The organism is Rhizobium sp. Root482 (assembly GCF_001426565.1).
In the GTDB taxonomy this organism is placed as follows: domain Bacteria; phylum Pseudomonadota; class Alphaproteobacteria; order Rhizobiales; family Rhizobiaceae; genus Pararhizobium.
Genome location: NZ_LMFA01000009.1, coordinates 41,882 through 67,239 on the forward strand (window position 1 = coordinate 41,882; position 25,358 = coordinate 67,239).

21 protein-coding genes are annotated in these 25,358 nt (G+C 59.7%); 13 read left to right on the forward strand and 8 right to left on the reverse strand.

What is annotated here, in order from left to right; genetic code table 11:
• Positions 1 to 24 precede the first annotated feature (24 nt).
• On the reverse strand, positions 25 to 1,137 hold the full coding sequence (locus tag ASD31_RS07305; protein WP_056331473.1) for an oxidoreductase: 1,113 nt from the start codon (positions 1,135 to 1,137) through the stop codon (positions 25 to 27).
• A 718-nt stretch (positions 1,138 to 1,855) separates the two neighbouring features.
• A complete protein-coding gene (locus ASD31_RS07310) occupies positions 1,856 to 3,286 on the reverse strand; it encodes an NAD-dependent succinate-semialdehyde dehydrogenase (protein WP_156392552.1) in 1,431 nt (476 codons plus the stop codon).
• 158 nt (positions 3,287 to 3,444) lie between these two features.
• Here ASD31_RS07310 and ASD31_RS07315 point away from each other — a divergent pair, with 158 nt between their 5' ends.
• The 12 genes from ASD31_RS07315 to ASD31_RS07370 all read left to right on the forward strand — a co-directional run bounded on the left by ASD31_RS07315 (position 3,445) and on the right by ASD31_RS07370 (position 17,005).
• A complete protein-coding gene (locus ASD31_RS07315) occupies positions 3,445 to 4,122 on the forward strand; it encodes a GntR family transcriptional regulator (protein WP_056331438.1) in 678 nt (225 codons plus the stop codon).
• A gap of 5 nt (positions 4,123 to 4,127) precedes the next feature.
• Complete coding sequence (locus tag ASD31_RS07320; RefSeq protein ID WP_056331439.1) at positions 4,128 to 5,120, forward strand: proline racemase family protein; 993 nt, start codon at positions 4,128 to 4,130, stop codon at positions 5,118 to 5,120.
• A gap of 22 nt (positions 5,121 to 5,142) precedes the next feature.
• Positions 5,143 to 5,979 (forward strand): transporter substrate-binding domain-containing protein, encoded by an 837-nt coding sequence (locus ASD31_RS07325; RefSeq protein ID WP_056331441.1) that lies wholly within the window; start codon positions 5,143 to 5,145, stop codon positions 5,977 to 5,979.
• Positions 5,980 to 6,072: 93 nt separating this feature from the next.
• On the forward strand, positions 6,073 to 6,729 hold the full coding sequence (locus ASD31_RS07330; protein ID WP_056331443.1) for an amino acid ABC transporter permease: 657 nt from the start codon (positions 6,073 to 6,075) through the stop codon (positions 6,727 to 6,729).
• Complete coding sequence (locus ASD31_RS07335; RefSeq protein WP_156392553.1) at positions 6,726 to 7,559, forward strand: amino acid ABC transporter ATP-binding protein; 834 nt, start codon at positions 6,726 to 6,728, stop codon at positions 7,557 to 7,559. Before ASD31_RS07330 ends, ASD31_RS07335 begins: the two co-directional genes overlap by 4 nt.
• A gap of 104 nt (positions 7,560 to 7,663) precedes the next feature.
• A complete protein-coding gene (locus tag ASD31_RS07340) occupies positions 7,664 to 9,142 on the forward strand; it encodes an aldehyde dehydrogenase family protein (protein ID WP_056331445.1) in 1,479 nt (492 codons plus the stop codon).
• 13 nt (positions 9,143 to 9,155) lie between these two features.
• The gene (locus tag ASD31_RS07345) at positions 9,156 to 10,850 is read left to right on the forward strand and encodes a GMC family oxidoreductase (protein ID WP_056331447.1); all 1,695 of its coding nucleotides are present in this window, start codon (positions 9,156 to 9,158) and stop codon (positions 10,848 to 10,850) included.
• Between the two features lie 14 nt (positions 10,851 to 10,864).
• Positions 10,865 to 11,647: an HpcH/HpaI aldolase family protein gene (locus ASD31_RS07350; RefSeq protein WP_056331449.1), complete on the forward strand. Its 783-nt coding sequence runs from the start codon at positions 10,865 to 10,867 to the stop codon at positions 11,645 to 11,647.
• A gap of 38 nt (positions 11,648 to 11,685) precedes the next feature.
• Positions 11,686 to 12,954 carry an NAD(P)/FAD-dependent oxidoreductase gene (locus ASD31_RS07355; protein ID WP_056331451.1) on the forward strand — a complete coding sequence of 423 codons (1,269 nt, stop codon included), beginning with the start codon at positions 11,686 to 11,688 and terminating at the stop codon, positions 12,952 to 12,954.
• Between the two features lie 248 nt (positions 12,955 to 13,202).
• Positions 13,203 to 14,405: an NAD(P)-dependent oxidoreductase gene (locus ASD31_RS07360; protein WP_244483790.1), complete on the forward strand. Its 1,203-nt coding sequence runs from the start codon at positions 13,203 to 13,205 to the stop codon at positions 14,403 to 14,405.
• 223 nt (positions 14,406 to 14,628) lie between these two features.
• The gene (locus ASD31_RS07365) at positions 14,629 to 15,894 is read left to right on the forward strand and encodes a glycerate kinase (RefSeq protein ID WP_056331456.1); all 1,266 of its coding nucleotides are present in this window, start codon (positions 14,629 to 14,631) and stop codon (positions 15,892 to 15,894) included.
• A gap of 229 nt (positions 15,895 to 16,123) precedes the next feature.
• A complete protein-coding gene (locus ASD31_RS07370; protein WP_056331458.1) occupies positions 16,124 to 17,005 on the forward strand; it encodes a TrmB family transcriptional regulator in 882 nt (293 codons plus the stop codon).
• Between the two features lie 3 nt (positions 17,006 to 17,008).
• Here ASD31_RS07370 and ASD31_RS07375 read toward each other — a convergent pair whose 3' ends face one another.
• Genes ASD31_RS07375 through ASD31_RS07400 form a run of 6 tightly spaced genes read right to left on the reverse strand, consistent with a single transcriptional unit; the run spans position 17,009 to position 24,661 of the window.
• Positions 17,009 to 17,980 carry a tripartite tricarboxylate transporter substrate binding protein gene (locus ASD31_RS07375; RefSeq protein WP_056331461.1) on the reverse strand — a complete coding sequence of 324 codons (972 nt, stop codon included), beginning with the start codon at positions 17,978 to 17,980 and terminating at the stop codon, positions 17,009 to 17,011.
• A 27-nt stretch (positions 17,981 to 18,007) separates the two neighbouring features.
• Positions 18,008 to 19,540, reverse strand: a complete 1,533-nt coding sequence (locus ASD31_RS07380) for a tripartite tricarboxylate transporter permease (protein ID WP_082520469.1) — start codon at positions 19,538 to 19,540, stop codon at positions 18,008 to 18,010.
• Positions 19,537 to 20,019, reverse strand: a complete 483-nt coding sequence (locus tag ASD31_RS07385) for a tripartite tricarboxylate transporter TctB family protein (RefSeq protein WP_056331462.1) — start codon at positions 20,017 to 20,019, stop codon at positions 19,537 to 19,539. The genes ASD31_RS07380 and ASD31_RS07385 overlap by 4 nt, the downstream gene beginning before the upstream one ends.
• On the reverse strand, positions 20,016 to 21,734 hold the full coding sequence (locus tag ASD31_RS07390) for an L-aspartate oxidase (protein WP_056331477.1): 1,719 nt from the start codon (positions 21,732 to 21,734) through the stop codon (positions 20,016 to 20,018). Before ASD31_RS07390 ends, ASD31_RS07385 begins: the two co-directional genes overlap by 4 nt.
• Before the next feature lie 52 nt (positions 21,735 to 21,786).
• Positions 21,787 to 22,995: a 2-methylaconitate cis-trans isomerase PrpF family protein gene (locus tag ASD31_RS07395; protein ID WP_056331464.1), complete on the reverse strand. Its 1,209-nt coding sequence runs from the start codon at positions 22,993 to 22,995 to the stop codon at positions 21,787 to 21,789.
• Positions 22,996 to 23,002: 7 nt separating this feature from the next.
• On the reverse strand, positions 23,003 to 24,661 hold the full coding sequence (locus ASD31_RS07400) for an MmgE/PrpD family protein (protein WP_200952138.1): 1,659 nt from the start codon (positions 24,659 to 24,661) through the stop codon (positions 23,003 to 23,005).
• Positions 24,662 to 24,705: 44 nt separating this feature from the next.
• On the opposite strand from ASD31_RS07400, the gene ASD31_RS07405 reads away from it, so the two are divergent.
• A complete protein-coding gene (locus ASD31_RS07405) occupies positions 24,706 to 25,239 on the forward strand; it encodes a YeiH family protein (protein WP_056331468.1) in 534 nt (177 codons plus the stop codon).
• Positions 25,240 to 25,358: the final 119 nt, after the last annotated feature.

A 25,358-nucleotide genomic window follows, 5' to 3' on the forward strand; every position in this document is an offset into this window, starting at 1 on the left:
CGGTGGCGAGCGCTCTGTTCTTCGTCAGGTCGAGCGATTTTGCAGGCCGCTCCATTCGGCAGGCGCCGCCCATGCGTAGGGCGCGGGGTAGGCAAGCGTGACGCCGAGGTCGAACGCGGCGTGCCAGCCCCAGCGGGGATCGTCGAGAAAACCGCGCCCGATCGCAACCTGATCGGCCTTGCCGCTCTCGATAAGGTCGTTTGCCTGCTGCGATCCGGTAATCATGCCAACCGCGCGGGTGATGATGCCGCTTTCCCGGCGCACGGCCTCGGCCAGCGACGGATGCTCGTCTTCCGCATTGGCGACGGTCGGATTGCTGACGGGAATGCCACTCGATGTCACGCAGGCATAATCGACACCTATGGCTTTCAGCCGCGTTGCGAGCGTCGTCGCATGCGTGACGGTGAGGCCGTCTTCCGCCCAGTCGCTGCCGGTAATGCGTGCACCCACGGCGATGCCGCTTGCGGCATTGCGAACCGTCTCGGCAATACGCAGCGGAAAGGCCATGCGCCGCTCGTCATCGCCGCCCCAGGCGTCCTGCCGTGTATTGGAGAGCGGGGAGTGGAACTGATGCAGCAGATAGCCATGCGCGATATGGATCTCGATGACCTTGAGGCCCAGTCTCGCCGCGCGGATAGACGCGTTGCGGAAATCGTCCGCGATCCCGTCGAGGTCCTCTTCCGTCGCCGCCTGCGGAAGGGCCCAGCCCGCGCGATGGGCAATCGTGGATGGCGCAAGTGTCTGCCAGGCGTCACTGCCCGAAAGGCTTCCGCCGGGCGTCTCCCAGGGGCGATGGGCCGAACCCTTGCGGCCGGCGTGCGACAGTTGGATCCCGAATTCGGTGCCCGGCAGAGCCACCCGGCGGGCCTGGTCCAGAACGGCGCCCAAGGCATCCTCGCAGGCATCGGAGTAGAGACCGAGGCAGCCGTGGGTGATGCGACCGCGGCGCGAAACGGCCGTCGCCTCGATCATCACCAATCCGGCGCCCGACATGGCGAGCGACATGAGGTGCTGCAGATGCCAGGGCGAGGCACAGCCGTCATTGGCCATGTACTGGCACATCGGCGCGACAGCAATGCGGTTCGGCAGTGTCACCGGATCAAGCGTGAGAGGCGTAAAAAGCGGAGCTATGGACATCATTGTTCACTTGCATTGAGGCACGCAGTTGCGGTGCGGCTGAAGGATCGCGAGCCACGACCAAGACAGGACCAGTCCGGGCTTGGCAACCGAAATCCGGTTCACATGCGGAAACGCTGGAAAAGCTGCAGCAATGCCTCTCGAACAGCTGCAGCGCAATTGTCGCGGAAACGGAAGTGATTTTGACAGTGGCTGCCCAGGCGCAATTAATGGTAGTGGACGCAGTCCGTAGCGAACCCGTCTCGGAATTGCTTTTCGCTGATAACGGCGGATTTACAGGGAATTTTCCCATAATTCGAATTCGAGATCCATTCCTAAAGCAATAAATTCTATTACTATCAATTATTTAACTTAGAATACCCTTCTCAATGGAACAGGGAATTTTCGTGCCCTAACTGGGGAAACTTATCGATGGCGCACCGGCTTAACAGGATGAGATTCTTTGGATTTTATTCTGTAGCATTAAGCGTCATGCCTTCTCATTGTCGTGTGAACTACCAGATGGTTGCAGCTTACGCAAAACATGGGTCAGTGCTAGAAGGTCAGGCACTTGGGCATGCCCCCGAGGTTGGACGTCCAACTTTCGGAGGACCAAATAACTTGAGCGAAGCTTAGTGTGCTACGGCTCGGTCAGCGCCATGCATGACGATCTGGTATCCTCGAAAAAACCTGCTGATTGCCTCCGGCCGCATACACCTGCAGCCGGAGTACCGTGTTGTCAAATTTCCGAGACAAACTTTGTGCGCTGGAAGGCTTCTAGGCCCTCAATACCGGATTCGGAGCCATAGCCACTTTCGTTAACTCCGCCGAACGGAGTCTCCGCAGTCGAGATCACGGTATGGTTGACGCCGACCATGCCAGCCTCCAGCGCCATCTCGGTGTTACGCGCTAACGTGCCGTTGCGAGTGAAGACGAATGAGGCAAGGCCGTAGGGCAACGAATTCGCCCGTTCAATGACTTCGTCGAAGGTTGAAAAGGTCGTTGTCGGAGCGACCGGGCCGAAGGGCTCTTCCGTCATGATACGAGCGCTGTCGGGAACATTCTTGAGCAGCGTTGGTGCGTAGAAATAACCGTTGTTGCCAATGCGCTCACCGCCGGTGACGATTTCGGCGCCATCCGCCTTGGCATCGGCGATGAAGCCGTCCATCACGTCAAGACGGCGGGACGCGATCATTGGCCCCATCTGGACACCGTCTTCGAGACCATGGCCAATCTTGATCCTGCGGGTGCGCTCCGCAAACCCTTCGATGAAAGGCTTGTAGAGGCTGTCATGCACGTAGAAGCGGGTCGGCGACGTGCAGACCTGTCCGGCATTGCGGAATTTCGCGGCGACTACGGCATCGAGCGCCCGATCGAGGTCGGCATCGGCATGGACGATGACCGGCGAATGGCCGCCGAGTTCCATCGTACAACGTTTTAGCGTGTCGGCAGCGAGCTTCTGCAGCAGCTTGCCGACAGGCGTCGAACCGGTGAGCGATACCTTCTTCGGAATCGGCGAGGTGAGCAAGTAGGACGAAACATCAGCCGGAATGCCGAAAACGATGTTCAGGACGCCTGCCGGAAGGCCGGCTTCCTGGAAGCAGCGGCCGAAGGCGATCGCAGTGCCGGGAGTTTCCTCGGCCGGCTTGATAATGATCGAGCAGCCTGCCCCGAGCGCGCCCGCAATCTTACGAATGACGTTGCTGGCTGGGAAATTCCACGCCGCAAAGGCTGCAACCGGCCCGATCGGCTCCTTGAAGACCATTTGACGAACACCGGGAATACGCGCCGGGACAATGCGACCATAGGCGCGCTTACCCTCTTCGGCGTACCAGCGAACGACATCGGCCGAAAACTGCACTTCGCCGGTTGCTTCGCCGAGCGGCTTGCCGTTTTCAAGCGTTAGCGTGCGGGCGATCTCACCCTTACGTTGCGCGATGAGGTCGGCTGCCTTGTCCATGATGTCGAAACGCTGGATCGCCGTCATTGTCTTCCATACCGCAAAACCACGCGCCGATGACGCCAGTGCCTCGTCGAGGTCCGCCTTCGAGGCATGTGGCAGTCGGCCCAAAACATCGCCTGTCGCCGGATCTATCAAATCTTCGCCCGCGCCTTCGCTGCCGGCGCGGAAGACGCCGTCGATCAATAGTTCAAGTCGCTCGCTGTACATTCGGTTCCCTTTCATTCAGGCCGCTGTTCATCGACGAGCCGCCAATCGCAAAACACATTGCCCGTTGCTGGGCCGGGCAGAACTGCGCCAATTCACAGCCCTCCAAAATCTTTCAGCACTGCAATTGACATGTACATTGTATACAGTATGGTGTCGACATGTTTTTACAACGCACTCAGAAATTTTCGCTGTCCATTCCCGAGAGTCTCGCCGAGTCTCTTGAGGAAGAGATTATCGTCGGGCGGATCAAGTCCGAAGAACGCCTGACCGAGGAGATGGTCGCTGAGCGATACGGCGTGAGCCGCTCTCCCGTGCGAGAAGCCCTGCGGCTCCTAGAGCGTGACGGACTGGTCATTCGCGAGGCACGGCGTGGCATCTGGGTCGCCCCGCTATCTCAGAAGGATTTCGACGAGGTCTATACGTGTCGTACCCCACTGGAAGGCTTGGCCGCACGGCAGGCCGCCCTGTCCCGGGATGACGTCCTGAAGAAGGAACTGCGCGCCGTACAGCGCGAACTTGAGGAAGCCCAAACGAATGGCGACGTTCGCAGCTTCTTCACCGCTGACGTTCGCGGTTCTCTCATGATCTACAAACTTGCGGACAACCGTACGCTGAGACGACTCCTACAGAGTCTTGAAAAGCAGATGCTTCGGTATCGTTTTCACGCCTACGAGCAGAACGTCGACATGATCAAGCTGTCGCTCGAAGACACGACGCGGATCTTCGACGCCATTCTTGCCTGTAATGGCGATGCCGCGCAGTCCCTGACGGAAAACCTCATCCATCAAATCTGGCAAAACATGCGCGACGAAGTCGGTCGCTCCTTCGGAAATTAAACGGCATGGTATCGCTGACCGCATCCTTCTCCGTTATCGACAGCCACACCGCAGGCCACCCGACCCGCGTCATCCTGAGCGGCATACCGAAGCTGTCTGGTACCAGCGTGCTTGAGCGCCGAAACGACTTCAAGAGCCGGCTCGACCGTCTGCGCCCTGCCCTTTTACATGAGCCCCGCGGCCATGCGGCCATGGTCGGCCTGATTCCGACACATTCGGACGTTGCGGATTACGGCGCGTTCTTTATCTCCTCCTATGTCTATCTCGACATGTGCGGCCACGGCGCAATCGGTTTTGCCAAAACCCTTGCCTTTACCGGCCAGATCAGCCCGGAGACAGGCGACAGCTTCACACTCGAAACACCTGCGGGCGTTGTCACCGTAGGCCTGGTCTGGGGTGAGAATGGCGCCTTGAAGGCGGTCAAGATTCGCAACGTGCCAAGCTACGTCGGGCTGGAAAATCTTACTATCGAGGTGGATGGCATCGGCACGGTGAAGGCCGACATTGTCTATGGCGGCATGTGGTACGCGCTCGTCGATGCCGCATCGCTCGGACTCAATCTCGATCCGGACTTTGCTTCGACGCTGATGCTCAAAGGATCAGCCATCAAGCAGGCGATCAAGCAAACCATCGCCGCCACGCCACTGTTTGCCGGCTCGGCGGCGCCGAGCGTGCTTTTCTATACAGCCGACTCGGCTTCGGAGGCCAAGCACTTCCTGGTGCTGGAATCCAACAAGTTTGATCGATCTCCTTGCGGCACGGGCACATCAGCGCGCCTAACGTACCTTTTGCACAAGGGCATTCTCAATCCGGGCGACACCTATCGCGCCCGCAATATCTTCGGCATTCCGTTCGAGGCTCGCCTGTCGGAAACGACACGGGTGGGAGACCGAGATGCCGTAGTCGTCGAGATCGAAGGCAATGCCTTCGTCACCTCATCTCAAACCATCTTCTTCGAGGCAAACGATCCGCTCTCGAAGGGGTTTCTCAGCCGTTAACAACGAATAATAGGGGAACGTTATGATATCGTTCAGCAAGATTTTTTCGGCAGCAGCTCTCGCGCTATCGCTGCTTTCCGCGCCAATCGCCGCATCGGCTCAAGACAATCCGTCCGCCGTCCTCGATCAGATCCGGTCCTCCGGCGTTCTCAAGGTTCCGGTCATGACCGGCGAGGAGCCAGGCTATATCAAGGACCCGGCGACCGGCGAGTGGAGCGGCTTCTACTACGAATTCCTCGGCGAAATCGCGAATGAGCTTGGCGTCAAGCTCGAGCCGGTCGAAACGACATGGGGCAACCTCGCTGCCGACTTCCAGTCAAATAAGATTGACATCGCCATCGGCGTGAACCCCAACCCGAAGCGCGGCCTCGTCGTTGACTATCTGTGGGAACCGCTGTTCACCGACGCTTGGGCGGTGCTGACGCCTCCCGGCAAGCCGGTCAAGACCTGGGCTGAATTGAACGATGCGTCGAAGACCGTCGTCGTCCAAAAGGGCTCCACCATGCAAGTCGTCGCTGAAGCACTCCTGCCGAAGGCCAAAATCACCCCGGTCGAAGACCGCGGCCTCGCACTGATGGAACTGCAGACCAATCGCGCCGACGCCGTTGTCTTCGCGGTCTTCGACGCCCTGCAGATCTCCAATCAAAAGATTGGCGACGTCTCCGTTCCTGAGCCGCTCCTGCGCAATCCGGCAACCCTCGCCGTTGCACGTAAGCCCGGCAACGCTGGGTACATCAACTTCCTGACTAACTGGATCCAGCAAGAGCGCTCTCTCGGCAAGGCCCAGGGCAAACTGCAGCGCGCTTGGGAAAGCCGTGGCATCGACCTCTCGATCCTACCGCCGAACTTCAGCTTTTAATTCCAATCTCAATGCCCGGTCGCTGCTCGACAGCGATCGGGATCCACCGGCCTTATCCGGTCTTTCCCTCGCAGTGAACGAGTGAGGACAGTCATGTTCGATTATACCGTCATCACAAACAATATCGGCCTGCTGTGGCAAGGCCTCCTGATGACCCTCTACTTTACCGTGATCACGATTTCCGCCGGCCTGGCAATCGGCCTCGTCGTCGGCCTCGTCCAGCTCACCACTTTCTGGCCGCTCGTCCTGCTTGGCAGAATCTACGTTGAGTTCTTCCGCAACATCCCGCTGCTCGTGACGCTGCTCTGGGTCTACTACGCGTTCCCAATCTTCGCGGGCGTCAACGTAACGAAGTTTTGGGCCGGTTTCATCGGCCTCAGTTGCTACATCGGCTCGTTCTACGCCGAAATCCTCCGTGCCGGTGTGCAGTCGGTAGATCCCGGCCAGACGGATGCTGCCACCGCGATTGGCATGTCGTACGGCCAGCGCATGCGCCGCATCATCCTTCCGCAGGCCTTCCGCCGCATGATCCCACCGCTTGCCGGCCAGTCAATCATCCAGATGAAGAATACTACGCTTCTATCGATGATAACGGTTCCGGACCTGCTCTACCAGGCAAGCTATATCTCCTCTTTCACCTATCGTCCGATGGAGGTCTACACCGCCGTCGGCGCGATCTTCCTGATCATTCTTGTGCCTCTAACCTATCTCGCCCGGAAGCTCGAAAAAGGCGGAGTATCCGCGAAATGACCCCCACGAAGAAAACAGAGTTGCTTAGCCTCGACCGTATCTGCCTTCAGTTTGGCGCGCGACAGGTCCTCAAGGGCGTCGATCTCAACGTCACCGAGGGTGAAGTCGTCGTCCTGATCGGCGCAAGCGGCTCCGGCAAGACCTCACTGCTCCGCTGCATCAACCTTCTCTACACACCGAGTAGTGGCAAAATCTCGATCGATAACGAGGTAATTTACCATGAAGGGTCTGACAAAAAAGTCGGGAGCAAGATCACCAAGCGGGAGGTGAACCGTATTCGCTCAAATACAGGCATGGTTTTTCAGCAGTTCAATCTCTTCCCCCACATGACGGCGCTGCAGAACGTCATGGAGGGTCCGGTTATCGTCAAGAGGGAAAACCCGGCAACGGTCCGTGAAAAGGCCATGCAACTATTGACGATGATGGGCCTCGAACAGCACGTCGACAAATATCCGCGCCAACTTTCCGGCGGCCAGCAGCAGCGTGTGGCGATCGCTCGCGCAGTGGCGATGCAACCTAAAGTCATGTTGTTCGACGAGCCGACCTCGGCGCTCGATCCCGAACTCGTCGGCGAAGTGATGAAGGCCATCGTCGATCTCGCTAGGACTGGCATGACGATGGTGATCGTCACCCACGAACTCGGCTTCGCCTTCGAAGTCGCCGACCGCATCGTCTTCCTCGATGAAGGCGTCATCGTAGAACAGGGCGCGCCGCAAAAGGTCCTCCTGCACCCCGAGCATCCGCGTCTGAAGAGCTTCGTCGGTCGCTTCCATGAGTCGGCGGACCTCCTGCGTCCGTTCCTCGAGGCCCGGATGAAGGAAAACAGCTGATTTAAAGGCCGGCACGGCCGGTCTTCTGTCCCGGTGTCGCAACTGGCGCCCGAATCGATAAGACAGTAGCGCACCTCGCGTCGCTACCGCGAAAGGAATCCGTCATGACTTTGAGTTTCGATCCCGCAAACGTTGTCGTGCCTATGGGCCATCACATTGGCGGTCGCTACATCGAGATGCCCGGCGCGGAAATCACCATTCAGCGTCCCTCCGACCATGGGCATATGGGCATCATCACCGACGGCGGCGACGAAGCTGTCGAAATGGCCGTCACGGCGGCGAAGGAAGCTCTAAGAACCAGCCGCTGGGGCAAGATCGCCCCGCGCGAACGCGCCAAGGTTCTGATGCGGTTTGCCCAGTTGGTCGAAGACAACAACGTCTATCTCGGCCAGCTCGAAGCCATGGGCTCCAGCCGTCTCGTTTCGGGCACGATCACCGGCGACGCGGTCCGCACCGCCGGCGTGATCCGCTATTTCGCGGAATTCTGCGATAAGGTGGAAGGCACTGTCACTGCGACGGAAGCCGACACGCTGAGCCTGACCCGCCGCGAGCCTTACGGTATCGTCGGTGCGATCGTTCCTTGGAACTTCCCCATGATCACAGCGGCCTGGAAGTTTGCTCCGGCGCTCGCAGCGGGCAACGCAATCGTCATGAAGACATCGGAGCTAACGCCGCACACGCTGATGGCGCTCGCCGAACTCGCTGCACAGGCTGGCGTCCCTGCCGGCCTCTTCAATGTCATCAATGGCTACGGCCACACGACCGGTGCCGCGATCGTGCGCCATCGCGACATCATGATGATCTCGTTCACCGGCTCGACGCAGACGGGCGCAATAATCATGTCGCTTGCCGCGCAGTCGGGCATCAAGCCAGTTACGCTTGAGCTTGGTGGAAAGAGCCCGCAACTCGTTCTCGCCGATGCAGGTGACCTCGACACCGTTGCCAGCCGTGTCGCGATGGCATTCATGGGCAATGCCGGCCAGGTCTGCACCGCCGGTTCGCGCATTCTTATCGACAATAAAATCGCCGACGAATTCACCGAACGCCTGATCAGCAAGACGAGGGCAATTAAGGCCGGCGCGACCTGGGACGAAACCACGACCTTCGCGCCTATCATTAGCAAGAAGCAGATGGAACGGATTGACAGCATGCTGCGCGAGACCGTTGCCCAGGGCGGCTCGGTCATCACGGGCGGCGGCCCGCTCGAAACCCGCAATGCCGGCAGCTTCTACGCGCCGACGCTGCTCGAAAACGTCTCTGACGACAACGTCGGCTTTCGCGAGGAATTCTTCGGTCCTGTCGCGACCATCCACACCTTTACCGATCTCGAGGAAGGCATCGCGCTCGCTGCACATCCGACCTACGGCCTCGCTGCCAGTATCCACACGACCAACATGGCCAAGGCCCTGAAGGCTGCCGACGCCATCGAAGCCGGCATGGTCTTTGTCAACCAGCATGGCCGCAGCCCCGAGTTCACCTACACGGCTGGCGGATACAAGGGTTCGGGCTTCGGCAAGGATATGGGTCGACAGGGCTTCCAAGAATTCCTTCGGGAAAAAGCAATCTGGGTCAACTACGCCTGAATCGAGCCCTATCATGCAATTAGACTACATTATCATCGGCGGTGGTTCGGCGGGGTGCGTCCTCGCCAGCCGACTTTCCGAAAACGGCACGAAGCAGGTCGCTCTGTTCGAAGCCGGCCCGGATACGCCTCCGGACGCCGTACCTGACATTATATCCGACAGCTATCCCGGCCTGTCCTACTTCGATCCCAAATATCACTGGACGAAGCTGAGGGTCTATAACCGGTCACCCAAGCTTAATTCCAGCACGCCGAAGACGGCAAAGCTCGAGCAGGCCAAGGTCATGGGCGGCGGCTCCTCGATCAACGGCCAGTTCGCCGTCCGCGGCCTGCCGCACGACTACGACGAATGGGAAAATCTCGGCCTCCGGGGCTGGGGTTGGGACGGCATGCTGCCCTATCTTAAGAAGCTCGAGCGCGACCTCGACTTCGACGGCGAGATGCACAACAAGACGGGCAATATCCCGATCCGTCGCGTTTTTCCGGAAGACTGGGCAGGCTTCACCAAATCCGTCCTCAAGGCGACGGAAAAGGACTACCCGTACCAGCCTGACTACAACGGCAGCTTCGAAGACGGCTCCTTCCCGCTGCCACTGTCGAACGAAAACGACCGCCGCGTCTCGACAGCCGTGGGCTATCTGCACAAGGAGGCCCGCGCCCGCAAGAACCTGCACATCTTCGCCAATGCTTTCGTCGAGGGTCTGACGTTCGAAGGCACGCGCGCCACCGGCATCCGTGTCACGATCGACGGCCAGACCGAAGCGTACAAGGCACGGGAAGTCATCCTCTGCTCGGGCGCGTTGCATTCGCCGGCGGTCCTGCTGCGTGCCGGCATCGGCCCGGTGGCGCAACTGAAGCGCCTGGGTATCGACATCGTTGCCGATCTGCCCGGCGTAGGTGAGAACCTGACGGATCATCCGCATCTGGCCGTCGCCGCGCACTTTAAGAAGTCCGCTCGTCTGCGTCCCGGCCAGCGCCGCCATATCTTCCTCGGCGTTCGCTACTCCTCGAACTACGCCGATTGCCATCCCGGCGACATGCTGCTCATGCCGGTTAATCGGGCCGGCTGGCATCCGCTTGGCAAGGCCATGGGTGCGCTCAACGTTTGCGTCAACAAGTCCTATTCGCGCGGAACGGTAACGCTTAAGACGTCAAACCAGAACGACGAACCCATCGTCGACCTGAACCTCGCGTCCGACGGCCGAGACCTGATGCGGCTCGTCGATGGGTTCAAGCGCCTCTACAACATCATGATGACGCCGGACGTGCAGCGTCATGTCAACACCTGGTTCCTTGCCGGTTACAGCGATGAAGCGCGAGCGCTCAGCGTCCGCAAGCCGTTAAACTGGCTGAAGACGGCAAGTGCAGCCTACGCCTTCGACTATGTTCCCTTCTTCCGTGAAGCACTTCTGAAGCGCAAATTCGGCACGACCGACCGCATGCATGCGATGATGAAGGATGAGGATCTGATCACCGATTGGGTCAAGCAGTCGGTCTGGTCCGGCTGGCACGTCTCCGGCACCTGCAAGATGGGCGATGACGAGGATCCGATGGCTGTATTGGACGCGGAGTGCCGTGTCCGCGGCGTCCAGGGGCTCCGCGTGGTCGATGCCTCGATCATGCCGACCATCGTCGCTGCCAACACCAACATCACGACAATCGCCATAGCCGAAAAGGCTGCCGATCTCATCCTCAACGACACGCAATGAAAAGGATAAATGACATGCGCAAGAACAAGGCCAAGGAAATCTGGGCCGCCGGTGGCGAGGTCGTAACCGGCTGGCTCGGCATACCGTCCTCCGTCTCCGCCGAACTGATGGCACAGCAGGGTTGGGACGCCCTGACCGTTGATCTTCAGCACGGCGCTTCCGACTACACTGATATGCTACCCATGCTGCAGGCGATCTCGACGACCGACACTGCGCCGTTCGTCCGAGTTCCTTGGAACGACCCGTCGATCATCGGCAAAGTGCTCGACGCCGGCGCCTACGGCGTCATCTGCCCGATGGTCAATACTGCGGATGAAGCTGCCGCCTTCGTCAAAGCTTGCCGCTATTTCCCGCAGGGCGGCCGTTCGGTCGGCCCGCTGCGCGCGTCGCTCTACGCCGGCGCGGATTACTTCCACCACGCCAACGACACCGTCGTGACCATGGCGATGATCGAGAGCGAGGAAGCCGTCAAGAACCTCGAGGACATCCTTAAGACACCTCACCTTGACGCGATCTTCGTCGGCCCGTCCGATCTCGCCGTCACTATGGGCGAAGTTCCCGGCTTTGATCCGCGCTATCCGGCGGTCTACGAGGCGATCGAATACATCGCTGCCAAGTGCAAGGAAGCCGGCGTCATTCCGGGCATCCATTGCGGCTCGGTCGCCTACGGTGTGGACATGCGCAAGATGGGCTATCGCTTCATGGCTTACCTCTCGGACTTTCGCATGTTGCAGCAATCCGTTTCGCGCAACCTCAAGGCGTTCCGCGACGGCTCTGTCAGCGAGCTGACGCCGTAATTTGACGAAGGGTCATCTTCAGCATGTCTATACAAGGTATGGGACAGCCGGATAAATCCGGAATCGGTCGTAAGGTCACCGTCGTCGGCGGCGGCATTGTTGGGGTCTGCTCGGCCAATTACCTGCTTCGGCAGGGCTTTGAGGTTGAGGTGATCGACCCAGCACTGCCCGGATCGGAGGACCAGTGCTCGTTCGGCAATGCCGGCGGCATCTGCCCCGGCTCTTGCATACCGAATTCCATGCCTGGCGTGATGAAGAACGTGCCGAAGTGGCTCATGGATCCGGAAGGCCCCCTCTACGTGCGGCTAGCCTATCTGCCGCACGCTCTTCCTTGGTTGCTGCGCTTTCTCGAAGCCAGCCGCAAGCCGCGTGTCGAACAGATCTCGGCCGCGATGCGCTCGTTACACCGCATGACCTTCGAGTGTTATGAGCCCTTGATGAAGGAAGCCGGCTGCGAAGAGCTTTTGCAGAAACGCGGTCAGTTGTTCGTCTACGAAAGCGCCGACGGGCCTGCCGGCGGCGCCTACAGTCTCGATCTGCGCCGCCGTCATGGAGTGAAGGTCGAAATCCTTAACGCCGATGAAATCCGCCAGCTCGAGCCGGCACTTTCCCCCATTTTCAAGAGCGCAGTCTACCTGCCCGAGCAGGGCCAGTGTCCCAATCCGGGTCGATTGGTCGCCAAGTTCGCCGAAAATGCGGCCCGCCGGGGGGCGACCTTTACCCGTGCCCGGGTCCGAGGCTTTGAAAAGGGCCCGTCGGGGATCGCGGCGGTCCACCTCGAAAATGGAGAACGCCGCGCCATCGACCAGATGGTGCTCTCGGCCGGTGCATGGTCAGCGGATCTTGCGCGCCAACTCGGCGACCGAATTCCGTTCGAGACCGAGCGCGGCTATCACACCATGATCAAGACGGATACCGGCCTGCGCATCCAGACGATTTCCGCGGACCGCAAGTTCGTCGCCTCGCCGATGGAAGCCGGCTTGCGCATTGCAGGCAATGTCGAATTCTCGGGCCTGAAGCCGCCGCCGAACATGTTCCGCGCCGACGCCCTGCTGAAACAGGCACGCCCGATGTTCAACAAGCCGCTGGAAGGTGAAGTCACGCGCTGGATGGGGCATCGTCCCGGAACCCCAGACAGCATCCCGGTCATTGATCGCGCCACCAGAGCCCGGAACGTCATCTACGCGTTCGGTCACGGACATCAGGGGCTGATCGGGGGTTCGGTAACCGGCAAGATCGTCTCCGAACTTGCCGCCGGTCAGACGCCGTCGGTCGACCTTACTCCGTTCCGCGTCAAACGCTTCTGAATATCGAAGCGAAGATAAGCAATATAGAGGGATAGGACCCACTCGTGACTACTACAAAGATTCTCATCTGCGATCTGATCGGCCTTCGCCACGGCGAGAACGGGCGTCCGGATTTCAGCGAAGCCAAAGCCTATATTGAGGCCAGGGGCGGTGTCTTTCACGACTGTCCACAGGAGAATACAGGCACGCTGGAAGATGGACGGCTTCACTTCTTCTACCAACCAAACCTGAGCACCAGCGAGGAACTGATGGCGGCGGCGGCCGACGGCCAGTATGACGCCGTGATTGCGGCGGCGACCTATCTGCCGCGGGAAACCTTGTTTCAACTTGGCGGCGTTCGCATCGGTGCCGGCACCGGCAATATGGGCTCCGTCTCTTGGGGCGGCGGCAGTGGCCACGGCGGCCGGGCGCCGCTCATGAACACACCCGGCATCAACAGCCGGGCTACCGCACAAATGGCTATGAAGGCGCTCCTCAGAGTAAGACCGGACCTGCCGGTCGATGAGCTCCACGCGCTGGTCGCTGCCGGTAATTTCGACACCGGCAGGCAGCTACGAGACTTCCCGACCGAAAAGCTGGAAGGCAAGCGGCTCGCCGTCATCGGCTATGGCAATATTGGCCGTGAATTCGCAAAGCTTGGCCGCGCCTTCGGTATGAACGTCGTGATACATGCGCGCGAGCGCCATCGCGAGTGGATCGAGGCGGAAGGGTTCGATTACGCGCCGACTATCATTACCGCCGCACGCGGTGCCGATGCCCTGTCTGTTCACATCGGCCTCGGTGCCTTCGACGAAACGCTTCACCGTTACGCCAATGCCGCGCTGATCGACGACGACGTGCTCCATGTACTCAATCCCCGCGCCGTTCTCATCAACTACGATCGTGGTGAGCTGGTGGATGTACCGGCTCTCGCGCGCGCCTTGTCATCCGGCCGCGTTGCGTATGCAGCCATCGACGCCGACCTGTTCAAGGACTCGACCACCGGTGCTCTGTCCGGTCCGATGTTGCCCTATCTGGCGCTCGTGAAAGAATTCGGCAGCCGGGTGGAATTGCTGCCGCACGCGGCAGCCGACACCGACCATCCGTCCCGGGTCGCCGGTGCCAAGCAGGCCATCGACCAGATCTTCGCCGTCATTCAGGACAAGTGCGTCCATAATCTGAAGGGCGACCTGCCGAAAGGGTATCGCAATGGCGGCCCGCGCGTCCCGACCGGCATCGGCTCGGTTACCGACGAAGGCCTCGCCGACATCGCGAGTAAAGGCTCGGCGGCTAGAGAGCTTGCCCGCGACGCCGCAACGGTCAGCGAATTCTGGATTGAGTTGGCCGCGGCAGGAGCAGTCGAGGACCGTAAAACGTTCGCGCGAAAACGCGGTCGCGACATGGTCATCGCAGCCAATCAGTTGATGCGCCTCCTCCGCGAGCTTGGCCTCGACGCACCTTACGATCGGTAAGGCTGGGGCCACATTTTCTTCGAACAGAAAGTCAGCACTTTCCGGTGCCGTTTTCTGCGGGACCCGCACGACACGTAGCCTTTAGACCGCAGCGTCGCTTTTCTCCCAGAAGTTGAGAGTCGCTCGCTTTCATGATGATGAACAGCATCGATCAAGACCATTCGAGGTGCCATGACACAGCCCGCCATGTCCGAGGCACGTCGTTTTCTCGTTGGAGTATGTTTTGCCAGTCATTAACCCTCGCCTTTTTCTAAGATCACTGTTCGAGGCCGCAGTGACTGCCGCCGATCCGTTGACGGGCATTAAGGCGCATCTGCCCGCAAAGCCGAAGGGCCAAACGATAGTCGTTGGTGCAGGCAAGGGTGCGGCGCACATGGCGCGCACGCTGGAAAGTGTCTGGGACGGTCAACTCACAGGCACGGTCGTAACCCGATTCGGCTATGGTTGCCATGTGAAGAACATCGACATTTTAGAGGCATCGCACCCGGTTCCAGACGCTGCCGGTATGGATGCGGCGAAACGGCTGTTCGAGCAGGTCGGCGGTCTAGGCCCTGACGATCTCGTTATCGCCCTGATTTGCGGCGGTGGATCCGCGCTTCTTCCCTCCCCCCCGTCGGGCCTGACGCTCGAAGACGAGATCACGCTAAACGAGGCCCTGCTGGCCTCAGGCGCACCGATATCGGCTATGAACGTCGTGCGTAAGCATCTCTCGACGATCAAGGGCGGAAGGCTGGCGGCTGCTACGAAGGCAAGGGTCGTCAGCCTGATCGTTTCGGACATCCCCGGCGACAACCCGGCCCATGTCGCATCCGGCCCAACGGTACCTGACGGCTCGACACGGCATGACGCCCTCGAGCTCGTCGAGCAGTATAAGCTGAGCCTGCCCCCTAGAATGCTCGAACACCTCGCCTCGTCCGCTGCAGATGCACCGCGGCCGGACGATCCGCAGTTCGCGAACAACAGCCACCACATCATCGCATCAGCCGGCGTATCGCTGGAAGCCGCCGCCGAGATCGCCCGCCGGCAAGGCGTGATGCCGGTTATACTATCAGACTCCGTCGAGGGCGAATCCCGAGACGTCGCACTGGTACATGCAGCCATCGCCCGCGAAGTACTTGCCAAGGATAGACCGTTCACAAAGCCGGTCGTCATTCTTTCCGGCGGGGAAACCACGGTGACCCTGAAGAATAAGGACGGCAGGGGCGGTCGCAACGCCGAATTCGCTCTGGCCATGGGCCTCGCGATCAACGGCCATGACATCCATGTCCTTGCCGCAGATACCGACGGCATCGATGGCTCGGAGAACAATGCCGGCGCCTTTGCCGATGGGGAGACGGTGCGCCGGCTGCGCGACGTCGGGCTCGACGCACGCAAGCTGCTCGACGGCAACGACAGCTATTCCGGTTTCACGGCCATCGGCGACCTGTTTGAAACCGGACCGACAGGAACGAATATCAACGATCTGCGGGCGATTCTAATTCAATCGTAATGCTCCCTGGGGAAAACGAGAACGGCGGCACGCTCGCGTCTTTGGGCAACCTATCCGGCGGCCCTGTCATTGCGTAACGACGGCCTTGAACAAAAATCGCATCCTGATCCCCGATCCGCTCAGCCCGCTGAGTGACTGAGGACCTGCGGCCTTGTTGCGAATTGCAATAATCGGCCATGGATGGTAGCAGCAGTAAGTAATAACACACCCGGCGAAGCTGGAGACCATCGTGGACAGTAAAAACGCGCTTCAATCATTGCTTGCTGATCTACAGGGGCTTCATTTTAGCGATCATGAGTCGCGTGCCTATATCGCACTGCTGAAAATCCAGCCTGCGACCGCATACGAGGTCGCGAAGGAGGCCGGTTTGCCGAAGGCGAACTCATATTCCGTGCTGGAAAGCCTTAGCCGGAAGGAGGCCGTGCAACCTGTCTCGGAAAGCCCGGTGCGCTACACCGCTACTCCTCCAGACATTTTGCTGGCCGCCATAGTCGACAGAACAGAACAAAGGGCGGCAAGGATCAAGGAAGGTCTGAGCCACCTCCAAGACATACCACAGCACGAGTATGTCTGGTCGATGACCGGCATCCCCGCGATCAAAAGCCGAATCTCACAGATCGTCAACGCGTCCACCACCCACCTTTGGATCAAGGGATCCGAGGAGCACCTTGAGGAGCACAACGCTGCGCTGAGGTCTGCCGCCGATAGGGGCGTGGATGTGCTCATCGTTCTATTTGGCACGAAGCTTGATCACTTTTCCTATGACGGGAAGATCAAGGTTATGCTGCACGAAGGCAATGGAATTCCTGTCGCAATGGCGCCGTATCTCGTCAGCATCACGCGAGACTTTGAGGAGGCGCTTGTTGCGGACTTCGGTCGCCAACCACATGGCTCCTACACCCGCAACAAGCCATTGGTGAATATTTTCGACAGCCTCATTCGGCACGAAATATATTTCTGCGAAATCTTCGACGTGTTCGGCGAAGAAATTCAGGATCGTTTCGGGCCTGCACTTTTTGACCTACGCAAGAAGTACCTCCCTTCGCCCCAAGTCGAGTCGTTACGCGATCTGATTCAAACGGCCGACTGGAAAAAGCAGACCCCGCAATGACGGTTACTTTAGCAGCTTGAGAGTGGTCAAAGACGCTTTCAAGACGTCACGTTCCGTTGAAAGGTATTTCAAGGTTTCCGCGTGACCCTTAAAGTTCGCACTCCAATAGTTGTCGACAATTTCCTTTTCCCAAGCATCGCTCTCCGACATCTTCTTCAGAGATTCTTCCCAATATGCGATCTGGTCTGCCGAGAGGTCCCGCGGTCCGATTACGCCTCGGAATGGGCCGTACACCACGTTGTATCCAATTTCGGTCCACGTTGGCACAGCGGCCATCGCGCCACCCATCCGCTCGGGCGCGCTGACGGCGAGGCACCTCACGTCGCCAGACCGAACGTATTCGGCAAAGCTTGCAACCGGCGCTATTGAAAAATCTATGTGCTGACCGAGCAAAGCCGTTACGGCCTCTGAAGCGCCCTTGAATACAACCGTCTTGGGTTTCATCACGTCGAACCCCACGACCTCGGCGAGCTGGGCAAAGGCAACATGATTATGGTTGCCAGGTGTTGTAGCAAAACCAAAATGGAGTTCTTCCGGGTTGTTTTGCAGCGAGGCGACGAGCTCCGCCGCCGTAGTGATTTTGCTCTTTGTGCTAACCGCAAAGCAAAGATATTCTGACACCAGCGTCGCAATCGGTGTCATTGAATCGAACTTCAACGGTGACATTCCGCGCAGCTCGTCCGTCAGGATATTCGGAGACGTTATCGAGATATAGTGCATATTTCCCGGATGCCTGTTCATGGATGCGAGCGCGACAGCCCCGCCGGCACCGGGCTGGTTGGTTACCTTGATCGGCTGATTGACGATCCCTTCCTCCAACACACGCTCCATAGCGCGTGCAGTTCGGTCGAAACCGCCACCGGGCGACGCACCAACGATGATTTCCACCGTTCGGTCGGGCTCGGCTGCGAGAAGTGGCGTACATGTAGCGCTTGCGATCAAAGCCAAACCGAAGAATCGGTACACTGCGGACATGGTATGCTCCCTTTTGCGTTATATTTTTCAAACTTTCCCAGGACCAATCGAGGTCCGAAGCGATGGCTTGATGCGGTGTGCGAGGCCGATGACCGGCTTCAACGTCCCCAGCAATACCAACAGAATGCTCAATCCCAGGAAGGCAGCAGCGATCAAGCTCGGTGCCAAACCTGATATGTTTCCACCAGACAGCGACAGCGCTTGCCGCACAGATTGCTCCAAGGTACCGCCCAAGGCGACGGCCAACAGCAATGGGGCCGATGGTATGCTCGCTTTGCGAAGCAAGTATCCCAGCATGCCGAAAGCCAGGGCAATTTGTACGTCGAAGATATTGTTGTTCAACGAATAGGCACCCGTCAGCGTGAGCATCAGGATGATGGCGTTCAGCGGCGCGCCCGGCATCTTCAGCATCTTTACGAAGATGCCGATGAACGGGATGTTGAGAATGACGAGAATGACATTCGCAACGTAAAGGCTGCCGATGATGCCCCAGACCAAATCAGGGTTCTCAACGAATAGCTGCGGGCCAGGCTGGATGCCGAAAACCATCAGGGCGCCCAGGAGGATGGCGGTGGCCGACGATCCCGGCAGCCCGAGGGTGAACAGCGGGATCAAGGCGCCTCCAACACTGGCGTTGTTGGCCGCCTCCGGGCCTGCGACACCCTCGATAGCTCCCTTGCCAAATTCTTCCGGATGCTTGCTTGCTCGTTTTTCGGCCGCATAGGACAGCAGCGTCGCCACCGCGCCGCCAGCCCCCGGCACAATCCCGACAAGAAAACCGATGACCGAGCCGCGGAAGAAGGAGAAACGGCATCGCCACCACTCGTTCTTGTCCATCCAAAGCCGTCCGGCTATCTGCACTTTGCCCCAGCGCCGCGCCATCAGCTCCCCGGTATTGGTGAAGACCTCGGCGATCCCGAAAAGCCCGACGATGACCGCGACAAGGCTGACGCCGTCAAACAGGTTCGGGGAGCCCATCGTGAAACGCGGGGCGCCGCTCTGAAGGTCGATGCCTACGGTGGCTACCATCAGGCCGAGCATGATGGCGATCAGGCCTTTGACGGCTTCACCTTTGAGAATTGTCGCTGTTGCAACCAGGGCAAAGAGCATAAGCGCGAAATATTCCGCAGGACCGAAACGCAGCGCGAACCGCGCGATGGGTTCCGCGAGAAACGTCAGTGCGATCAGTCCGATGGTGCCGCCGACAAAGGAGGCGATCGCAGAGCAAAAAAGCGCCGCTCCTCCCCGACCGCGCTTTGCCATGGGATTACCGTCCAGCATTGTGATCACGGACGAAACATCACCTGGCGTATTCAGCAGAATCGATGAAATCGACCCGCCATACATGGAGCCGAAATAGATTCCACACAGCATGATCATTCCGCCGGTCGGATCGAGGCCGTATGTCAGCGGAAGCAGCAGTGCGATGCCAGTCGATGGTCCAAGACCGGGCAGCATGCCAATCCAGGTTCCCACAAAGGCGCCGATCACGACATAGGCAAAGTTCCAGCCCGTTAATGCGGTTGCAATGCCTGACGCGAGAAATTCGATCGTGCTCATTGGAATATTCCTCCAAGGATGCTGTCAGGAAATGGCGTCTGCAGGAGAACGACGAAGACCACGTAAAACAGGGCCGTCAGCCCTGCGGCCCAAATGAGCGTGGGCCTCATGGGTTCACGCAGGATCAGAAGGAAAGAGCCGATCACCATGAAGGCTGACATCGGAAAGCCGATGACCGGCAGCAGCAGAACGAAAGCGATCACGGTCGCTGCGCAAAGACCGATGGCCAGGAGCGTGCGGAAGGGCATCGCGCCAGCCGGATGGTTTTCCCGGGACGGCGCGTCCCCGGAGAAGGTCGACAACATCATGATGATCGACAGCAGGATCAGAAGAGAACCGAGGATCTGCGGGAAGAGCCTCGGCCCCATCGGGTCCCCAAAATCGGCCTGCGCTATGGAGAAGGAGGCCGAAAGATACACGCTCCCCCCCAGGATGCATCCAAGCGCTATAAGCCGGTCCATGCCAATTGCGTGCCTCATTGTGCGGCCTCCTCGAACTGCGTGTCGCCGGCCGTTGCCGGCTCGCAGACAAACGCGATATGGCGATCCCAGGTGGGATCCTGAGCGGGATAGTCGGCGCGGAAATGGGCGCCGCGCGATTCGGTGCGGAGTCTGCTCGCCTGCAGGATCAGGCCCGACAGCACATACATTCCATCGAGTGAAAAGGCCTCGGTGGGTGTTGCCGATGCCAGCACCGTATCGATCTGATCTCGGAGGGCAGCGTGGCGCGTCAGGGCGCGCGTGATCGTTTCGGTGCGGCGCTCGATACCGGCACCGTCCATGAGAATCTCACGCAATTCCGATTTCAATGCGGGCACGTTGCCACCGGCTTCTCCCACACCGGAAGCCACAGGGCCGATCCTGATCACGCCGGTGCGGTGCTGGCCGTCGATGTGTCGCGGATCTTCGGCGATCATCGCGTGAACCACCCGATGTCTTGAGTCGAAGTCGCATGACCAGGTTTGAGCCGCGGCCGATTCCGTCGCGGCGGCCCGTCCTGCACGAATGCCGAACACGGCCGCTTCGGACAGGCCGTTGCTATTGAGACGGGTGGCGCCATGCAGTCCGGCGGTGATTTCGCCAGCGGCAAAAAGACCTGGAACGCCCGTCCTGCCATCGACATCGGCAACCACCCCGCCCATGGCGAAGTGAACATCCGGCGCGACCTCGACGCGTTCGCTGTAGGGGTCTATGCCCATGGCGTCGATTGCGCGAAGAAAGCGTCCGGAGACCTGCGCCACGGCGTCCCGATCCGCCTCTGACATATCCACATGGACCCCTCCATGTTCGGTGCCACGGCCCTCGCTGACTTCGCGAAAAATGGCACGGGCAAGCACGTCGCGGGTGGATGCCTCCATCCGTTCGGGATCGTAGCGGGACATGAAGCGCTCGCCATTCGCATTCAAGAGCTTCACGCCGGGCTGTGCCATGAGTCCACCACCGGTGCTCGTCCCCCGAACCTCGAGTGGCCAGGCAAGCGAGGTTGGGGTGAACTGCACGAATTCGAGATCCGTCAGAACCGCACCGGCCTTCAGCGCCAGATAGTAGCCGCTGCCATCGGCAAGTTCGTGATTGCTGGTCACCGGAAAGAGCTTGCCCATGCCGCCACATGCGAGCACAACCGAAGCTGCCTCCACGATCTGCCAAGCATCCCCCGAGCGGCAGAGAATGCCGGCGGCACGTCCCTCGGCGCTCTTTAGAACTTCAACGGCGGTCGTATTGCCGATCAGCTGAACGTCCCGTTCAGACGCCACGTCGATCAATGTCGTCATCAGGCCGACCGCACCGCCGCCTTCGCAGCGAACCGACCTTGCCAGGGAATGGCCAGGAGCAGGAAAGAGCGCCAAATCGCCATCACGAGCGTGAAAGCGCACGCCCAGGGTCTCCAGCTTTCGTATTGCGGGACCGGCCTCATCGACGAAGATTCTGGCGATGTCTTCGAAGACAAGGCCGCGCGCTGTGCGGCGGATGTCTTCCAGATGATGTTCAGGAGAGTCGTCCGGGTCTATCCCGGTCACCGCCGCAAGGCCACCACTGGCCAGCCAGCTGTTCGCCGATCGCCCGATCTCGCCCTGCGCGACCAGCGCGACGCTGGCGCCGTTTTCCCGTGCTGTGATCGCGGCCAGCAATCCTGCCAAACCCGAGCCCACAACAACGACATCAACACGACGCCGTTCCGCTTGCGAAATATTCACATCTTCCTCCCAGAAGTCTTCCGGCCTCCCGCCGAAACTCACTTGATCCGCTTCAGCCCTCCAGCATGTCGCGAACCTCTTTCAGACGCTGCCGCGATACATGCGCGTAGCCGGACATGAGCAACCTCGCCGTCCGTTCGACCGCAGCTCTTTCAATGCGCCATCCGTCCTTCGTTTCCACAACCTCGGCCGATACCGTCAGGATTCCTGCTGGTTGACCCAGTCGCGTGCGCGCTCCCTTCGCTCGCGACAATTCATGCACCACGCTACCCGGCAGGCGACTTGCCACCGCCGAACAGACAGCTCCGGTAACCGCAAGCGTATGATGTGGCTTCTGCATTGCAAGCTGCCGCACGCAAACGTCCATCATATCTGCCGGAACCGGCCCATCTGCAGCCTCGTAGTCCTGCGAGGGGCCGACCATGATGACGCGAGGAATGTTGGGGGAGATTTCCGCAGCATGTTCCGGGCGCTCGACCAAGCCCAGCTTGACACATGCCCAGCCCCGAATGGCCTCGAGATCGGCCATCAGCGCACTGTTTGCGGAAATCTCCGCCGGTGTCTCCGCTCCCGTCGCACCAATGGCCGTGGCTAGAACAAAGACAAAGGGCGTAGCGGCATCGACGAATGAGACCGGCACCTTTCGGGCCCCCAACTCGACAATGTCCAGCACCGAACCGGTGGGTAGAAGCTTTCCGCTGACGGAACCAGCGCAATCACCGAAATCGAGAGTGATCGGGGATCCGGTGCCCGGTACGCCGGGAACCCGTGTGTTTCCTTCCAGGCAGGGGTAACCATCCACCACCCGGAAACGGGCGGTGACGACTTGACCGGTGTTAGTTGTGTGGATGCGAACAGACGTCTCCGGCTCCGTCGGAGCGATCAGCCCGCGCAGGACTGCGAAAGGGCCGACGGCTGCAAGCATATTTCCGCAATTTCCGCCCGTGGATACCATCGGCCGGTCTATACCCACCTGTACGAAGGTGTAGTCGAGATCAGCCTCCGGATGCGTGGGGCGGCCGACGACGGCCGCCTTGCTCGTCAGGGGATCAGATCCACCGATCCCGTCAATCTGCCGCCGGTCGGGCGAGCCGTAGCAGGCGAGCAGAAACGCCGCTCGTTCTTTCGGTTCCACCGGCATGTCGTCGGCAAAAAAGAAGGCGCCCCGGCTCGATCCGCCCCTCATGAACAAGGCGCGGACCGAGATCTGTTGCGGGTCATTCTCCAGGCCTGGTATATTTAGAACGGGAACGACGTTCATGACAGCCTCACGCCGCCCGCAGAACAGGCTTGCGGTCTCGCGCGACGGTAAGACTTGGAATGATGGCAGCGTTCGGCTCCAGCTCCAGAGACATGAGCCGCCTGCTGATATCCGAAATGGCCTCCTCGTCCAGCACAAGACCCGCCGTGCTCATGAATTTCCGCTCCAACTCCTCGCCGCTCAATGGATTTGCCGGTTCGCCGCGGGGCTCTTCGCTCCTGTAGGAAAGGCTGCGACCATCCTTCAGCCCCAGCGTGACGACGGCTTGCCGTCCGCCGACACCGAACTCCGGCTCCGCCTCAAGAACGACCTGCGCAGCGAGATCGTGTACGGCTTGATTGGAGTAGCCGTCCCAATAGTCACGTAGCCCGTTGCCACCTGCCGTAAGCGCCAGGGCGACGCCAAACTGCGTGCTGCCCATGGCCGCATTGAGGCTGCCACACGGGAACTTGGAAGCCTGCCGGATCGCGAGACCGCTCATCTTCACCGTGATGGACGAAATGTCCCCCTGCTTGACACCATCGGCGTGGAACATCTGTGCGAGATCGATTGGCCCGTGAGCATAGCGGCAGGCCGCGTGCGGCTTGAAGCCGACTTCCATGATGGCGAACTTGCTGCCAAATCCGTCCAGGAGATCGGAAATCCGCACGCTGTCGGTGAAGGCGTTGAAGAACCCTTCTTTCGATTCCAGAACCTTTTTCGGGCCTGTGAAGCCGCGGCTTGCCATGATACCGGCGAGCACGCCATTGAACGCGCCCTTGCCGGGGCCAAAGGGTTTTGCCATGCAGGGATCGTCAAGATAGGACTGGATACCGCTCGACTGCATGGCCGCAAGGCCGATGGCATTGGCGATCCCCTCCTCGTCGCAGCCGAGCAGGCGCGCGGTGATCACGGCCGCACCCATCAGCGAAACCGTAGATGTGGTGTGGTAACCACGATGGCGATGGCCAGGGTTGATCGCCTTCGCAACCCGAATCGCAATCTCATAGCCGGCGACGACTGCGGAGACGACGTCGTCGCCCTTGGCCTGGCTGATCTCAGCTGCGGCGAAAGCCGCCGGGATCAGTACTGAACCCGCCTTGATAAGACCGGATCCGTGGGCGTCGTCAAGCTCAACGCCGTGCCCCATGGCGCCGTTGCAGAGTGCAGCGAGAGGTGCCGGCACCTTGTCGCCATAACCGACAATGGTGCTCTCGGGCTTGCCGCCCCATTCCTGCACCAACTGAATGATTGCGATGGCCGCCTCGCTGATGGCCGAAGCCGCGATCTGGTTCCCGACCCCATCCCGGATGATCAGCTTGGCTTTTTCCTGCACCGGCGCAGGCAGGTCTTCATAGCGCAGTTCCGCCGCCAGTTTCGCAAAGCGACGCGTCAGACCCTGAAGATCGGAAGGGCTTCGTACATGTTCGTTCATGATCTTTCCTTTGATGTTGCATGTTTCATCGTTAGTGGTATCTATTGCTACTACCAATAACAAAACCCTGTCAACTACCGTTCCAACAAATTCCGTGAGGCTTGTTTTTTGATTATGGCGTTCACCTGGAAAGCGCTCATGCCCATACCGCGCATGTTCGCGACTGTTACCGCTCGGTGCGTCAATGGGTCGTTTTGGCCCGAAACGTTGACGAATGGTCTTCCACAGAAGCCGGCCCTTGCCGAAAGCCATTCTGATCCTTCGGCACGATCGGAGTGTTCGCGAGGTCAACACGCATGACGCAAATTCCCTCCACCTTCATATCAAAGCGCGGAACCGCCGCAGATTTCGTTCCCGGCATTGTCCTCGTGGCGGTGATCACCGCATCTGCCTACGGACTGCGCAGCCTGCCTTTCGTTTCCTCTCTCAGCCCGATGATCACAGCGATCTTCCTGGGTATGATCTTCGCCAATATCGTCGGCTTCTCCTCCTCGGCTGAAGCCGGCATCTCCATTGCGGGGAAAAAGCTGTTGCGCCTGGCGGTCGCCATGCTCGGCTTGCAGCTTACCTTCGGTCAGCTTGCAAGCATCGGCATGACCGGCATCGCCTTCGCGGCAATCGTCGTGATTTCAACTCTGCTGTTCACGATCTGGATGGGCCGGCTTCTTAGAGTCGATAAAAAGCTCAGCCTGCTTTTGGCGACTGGCACCGCGATCTGTGGAGCCTCGGCGATCGCGGGCGCCAACGCCGTGACACGCGCCACGGACGAAGACGTTTCCTACGCCGTGACATGCATCACTCTCTTCGGTACGATCGCGATGTTGCTATGAACTGCACCGGGTTTGCCGGAGACCCCAACTCGCGAGAAGTAGGGTCTATGACAAGCAAGACGACAAACAAGTTTTCTCCTGAAGTCCGCGCCCGCGCCGTTCGAATGGTTGTCGAGCAT

What these genes read in the sequence shown, in the direction of transcription:
- ASD31_RS07360 (WP_244483790.1), top strand. Translation starts at nt 13,203, where the DNA reads ATGGCGGCGGCGGCCGACGGCCAGTATGACGCCGTGATTGCGGCGGCG.
- ASD31_RS07320 (WP_056331439.1), top strand. Translation starts at nt 4,128, where the DNA reads ATGGTATCGCTGACCGCATCCTTCTCCGTTATCGACAGCCACACCGCA.
- ASD31_RS07305 (WP_056331473.1), bottom strand. Translation starts at nt 1,137, where the DNA reads ATGTCCATAGCTCCGCTTTTTACGCCTCTCACGCTTGATCCGGTGACA.
- ASD31_RS07310 (WP_156392552.1), bottom strand. Translation starts at nt 3,286, where the DNA reads ATGTACAGCGAGCGACTTGAACTATTGATCGACGGCGTCTTCCGCGCC.
- ASD31_RS07325 (WP_056331441.1), top strand. Translation starts at nt 5,143, where the DNA reads ATGATATCGTTCAGCAAGATTTTTTCGGCAGCAGCTCTCGCGCTATCG.
- ASD31_RS07315 (WP_056331438.1), top strand. Translation starts at nt 3,445, where the DNA reads ATGTTTTTACAACGCACTCAGAAATTTTCGCTGTCCATTCCCGAGAGT.
- ASD31_RS07385 (WP_056331462.1), bottom strand. Translation starts at nt 20,019, where the DNA reads ATGAGGCACGCAATTGGCATGGACCGGCTTATAGCGCTTGGATGCATC.
- ASD31_RS07335 (WP_156392553.1), top strand. Translation starts at nt 6,726, where the DNA reads ATGACCCCCACGAAGAAAACAGAGTTGCTTAGCCTCGACCGTATCTGC.
- ASD31_RS07400 (WP_200952138.1), bottom strand. Translation starts at nt 24,661, where the DNA reads ATGGCTTTCGGCAAGGGCCGGCTTCTGTGGAAGACCATTCGTCAACGT.
- ASD31_RS07375 (WP_056331461.1), bottom strand. Translation starts at nt 17,980, where the DNA reads ATGTCCGCAGTGTACCGATTCTTCGGTTTGGCTTTGATCGCAAGCGCT.
- ASD31_RS07405 (WP_056331468.1), top strand. Translation starts at nt 24,706, where the DNA reads ATGACGCAAATTCCCTCCACCTTCATATCAAAGCGCGGAACCGCCGCA.
- ASD31_RS07345 (WP_056331447.1), top strand. Translation starts at nt 9,156, where the DNA reads ATGCAATTAGACTACATTATCATCGGCGGTGGTTCGGCGGGGTGCGTC.
- ASD31_RS07380 (WP_082520469.1), bottom strand. Translation starts at nt 19,540, where the DNA reads ATGAGCACGATCGAATTTCTCGCGTCAGGCATTGCAACCGCATTAACG.
- ASD31_RS07350 (WP_056331449.1), top strand. Translation starts at nt 10,865, where the DNA reads ATGCGCAAGAACAAGGCCAAGGAAATCTGGGCCGCCGGTGGCGAGGTC.
- ASD31_RS07340 (WP_056331445.1), top strand. Translation starts at nt 7,664, where the DNA reads ATGACTTTGAGTTTCGATCCCGCAAACGTTGTCGTGCCTATGGGCCAT.
- ASD31_RS07395 (WP_056331464.1), bottom strand. Translation starts at nt 22,995, where the DNA reads ATGAACGTCGTTCCCGTTCTAAATATACCAGGCCTGGAGAATGACCCG.
- ASD31_RS07330 (WP_056331443.1), top strand. Translation starts at nt 6,073, where the DNA reads ATGTTCGATTATACCGTCATCACAAACAATATCGGCCTGCTGTGGCAA.
- ASD31_RS07355 (WP_056331451.1), top strand. Translation starts at nt 11,686, where the DNA reads ATGGGACAGCCGGATAAATCCGGAATCGGTCGTAAGGTCACCGTCGTC.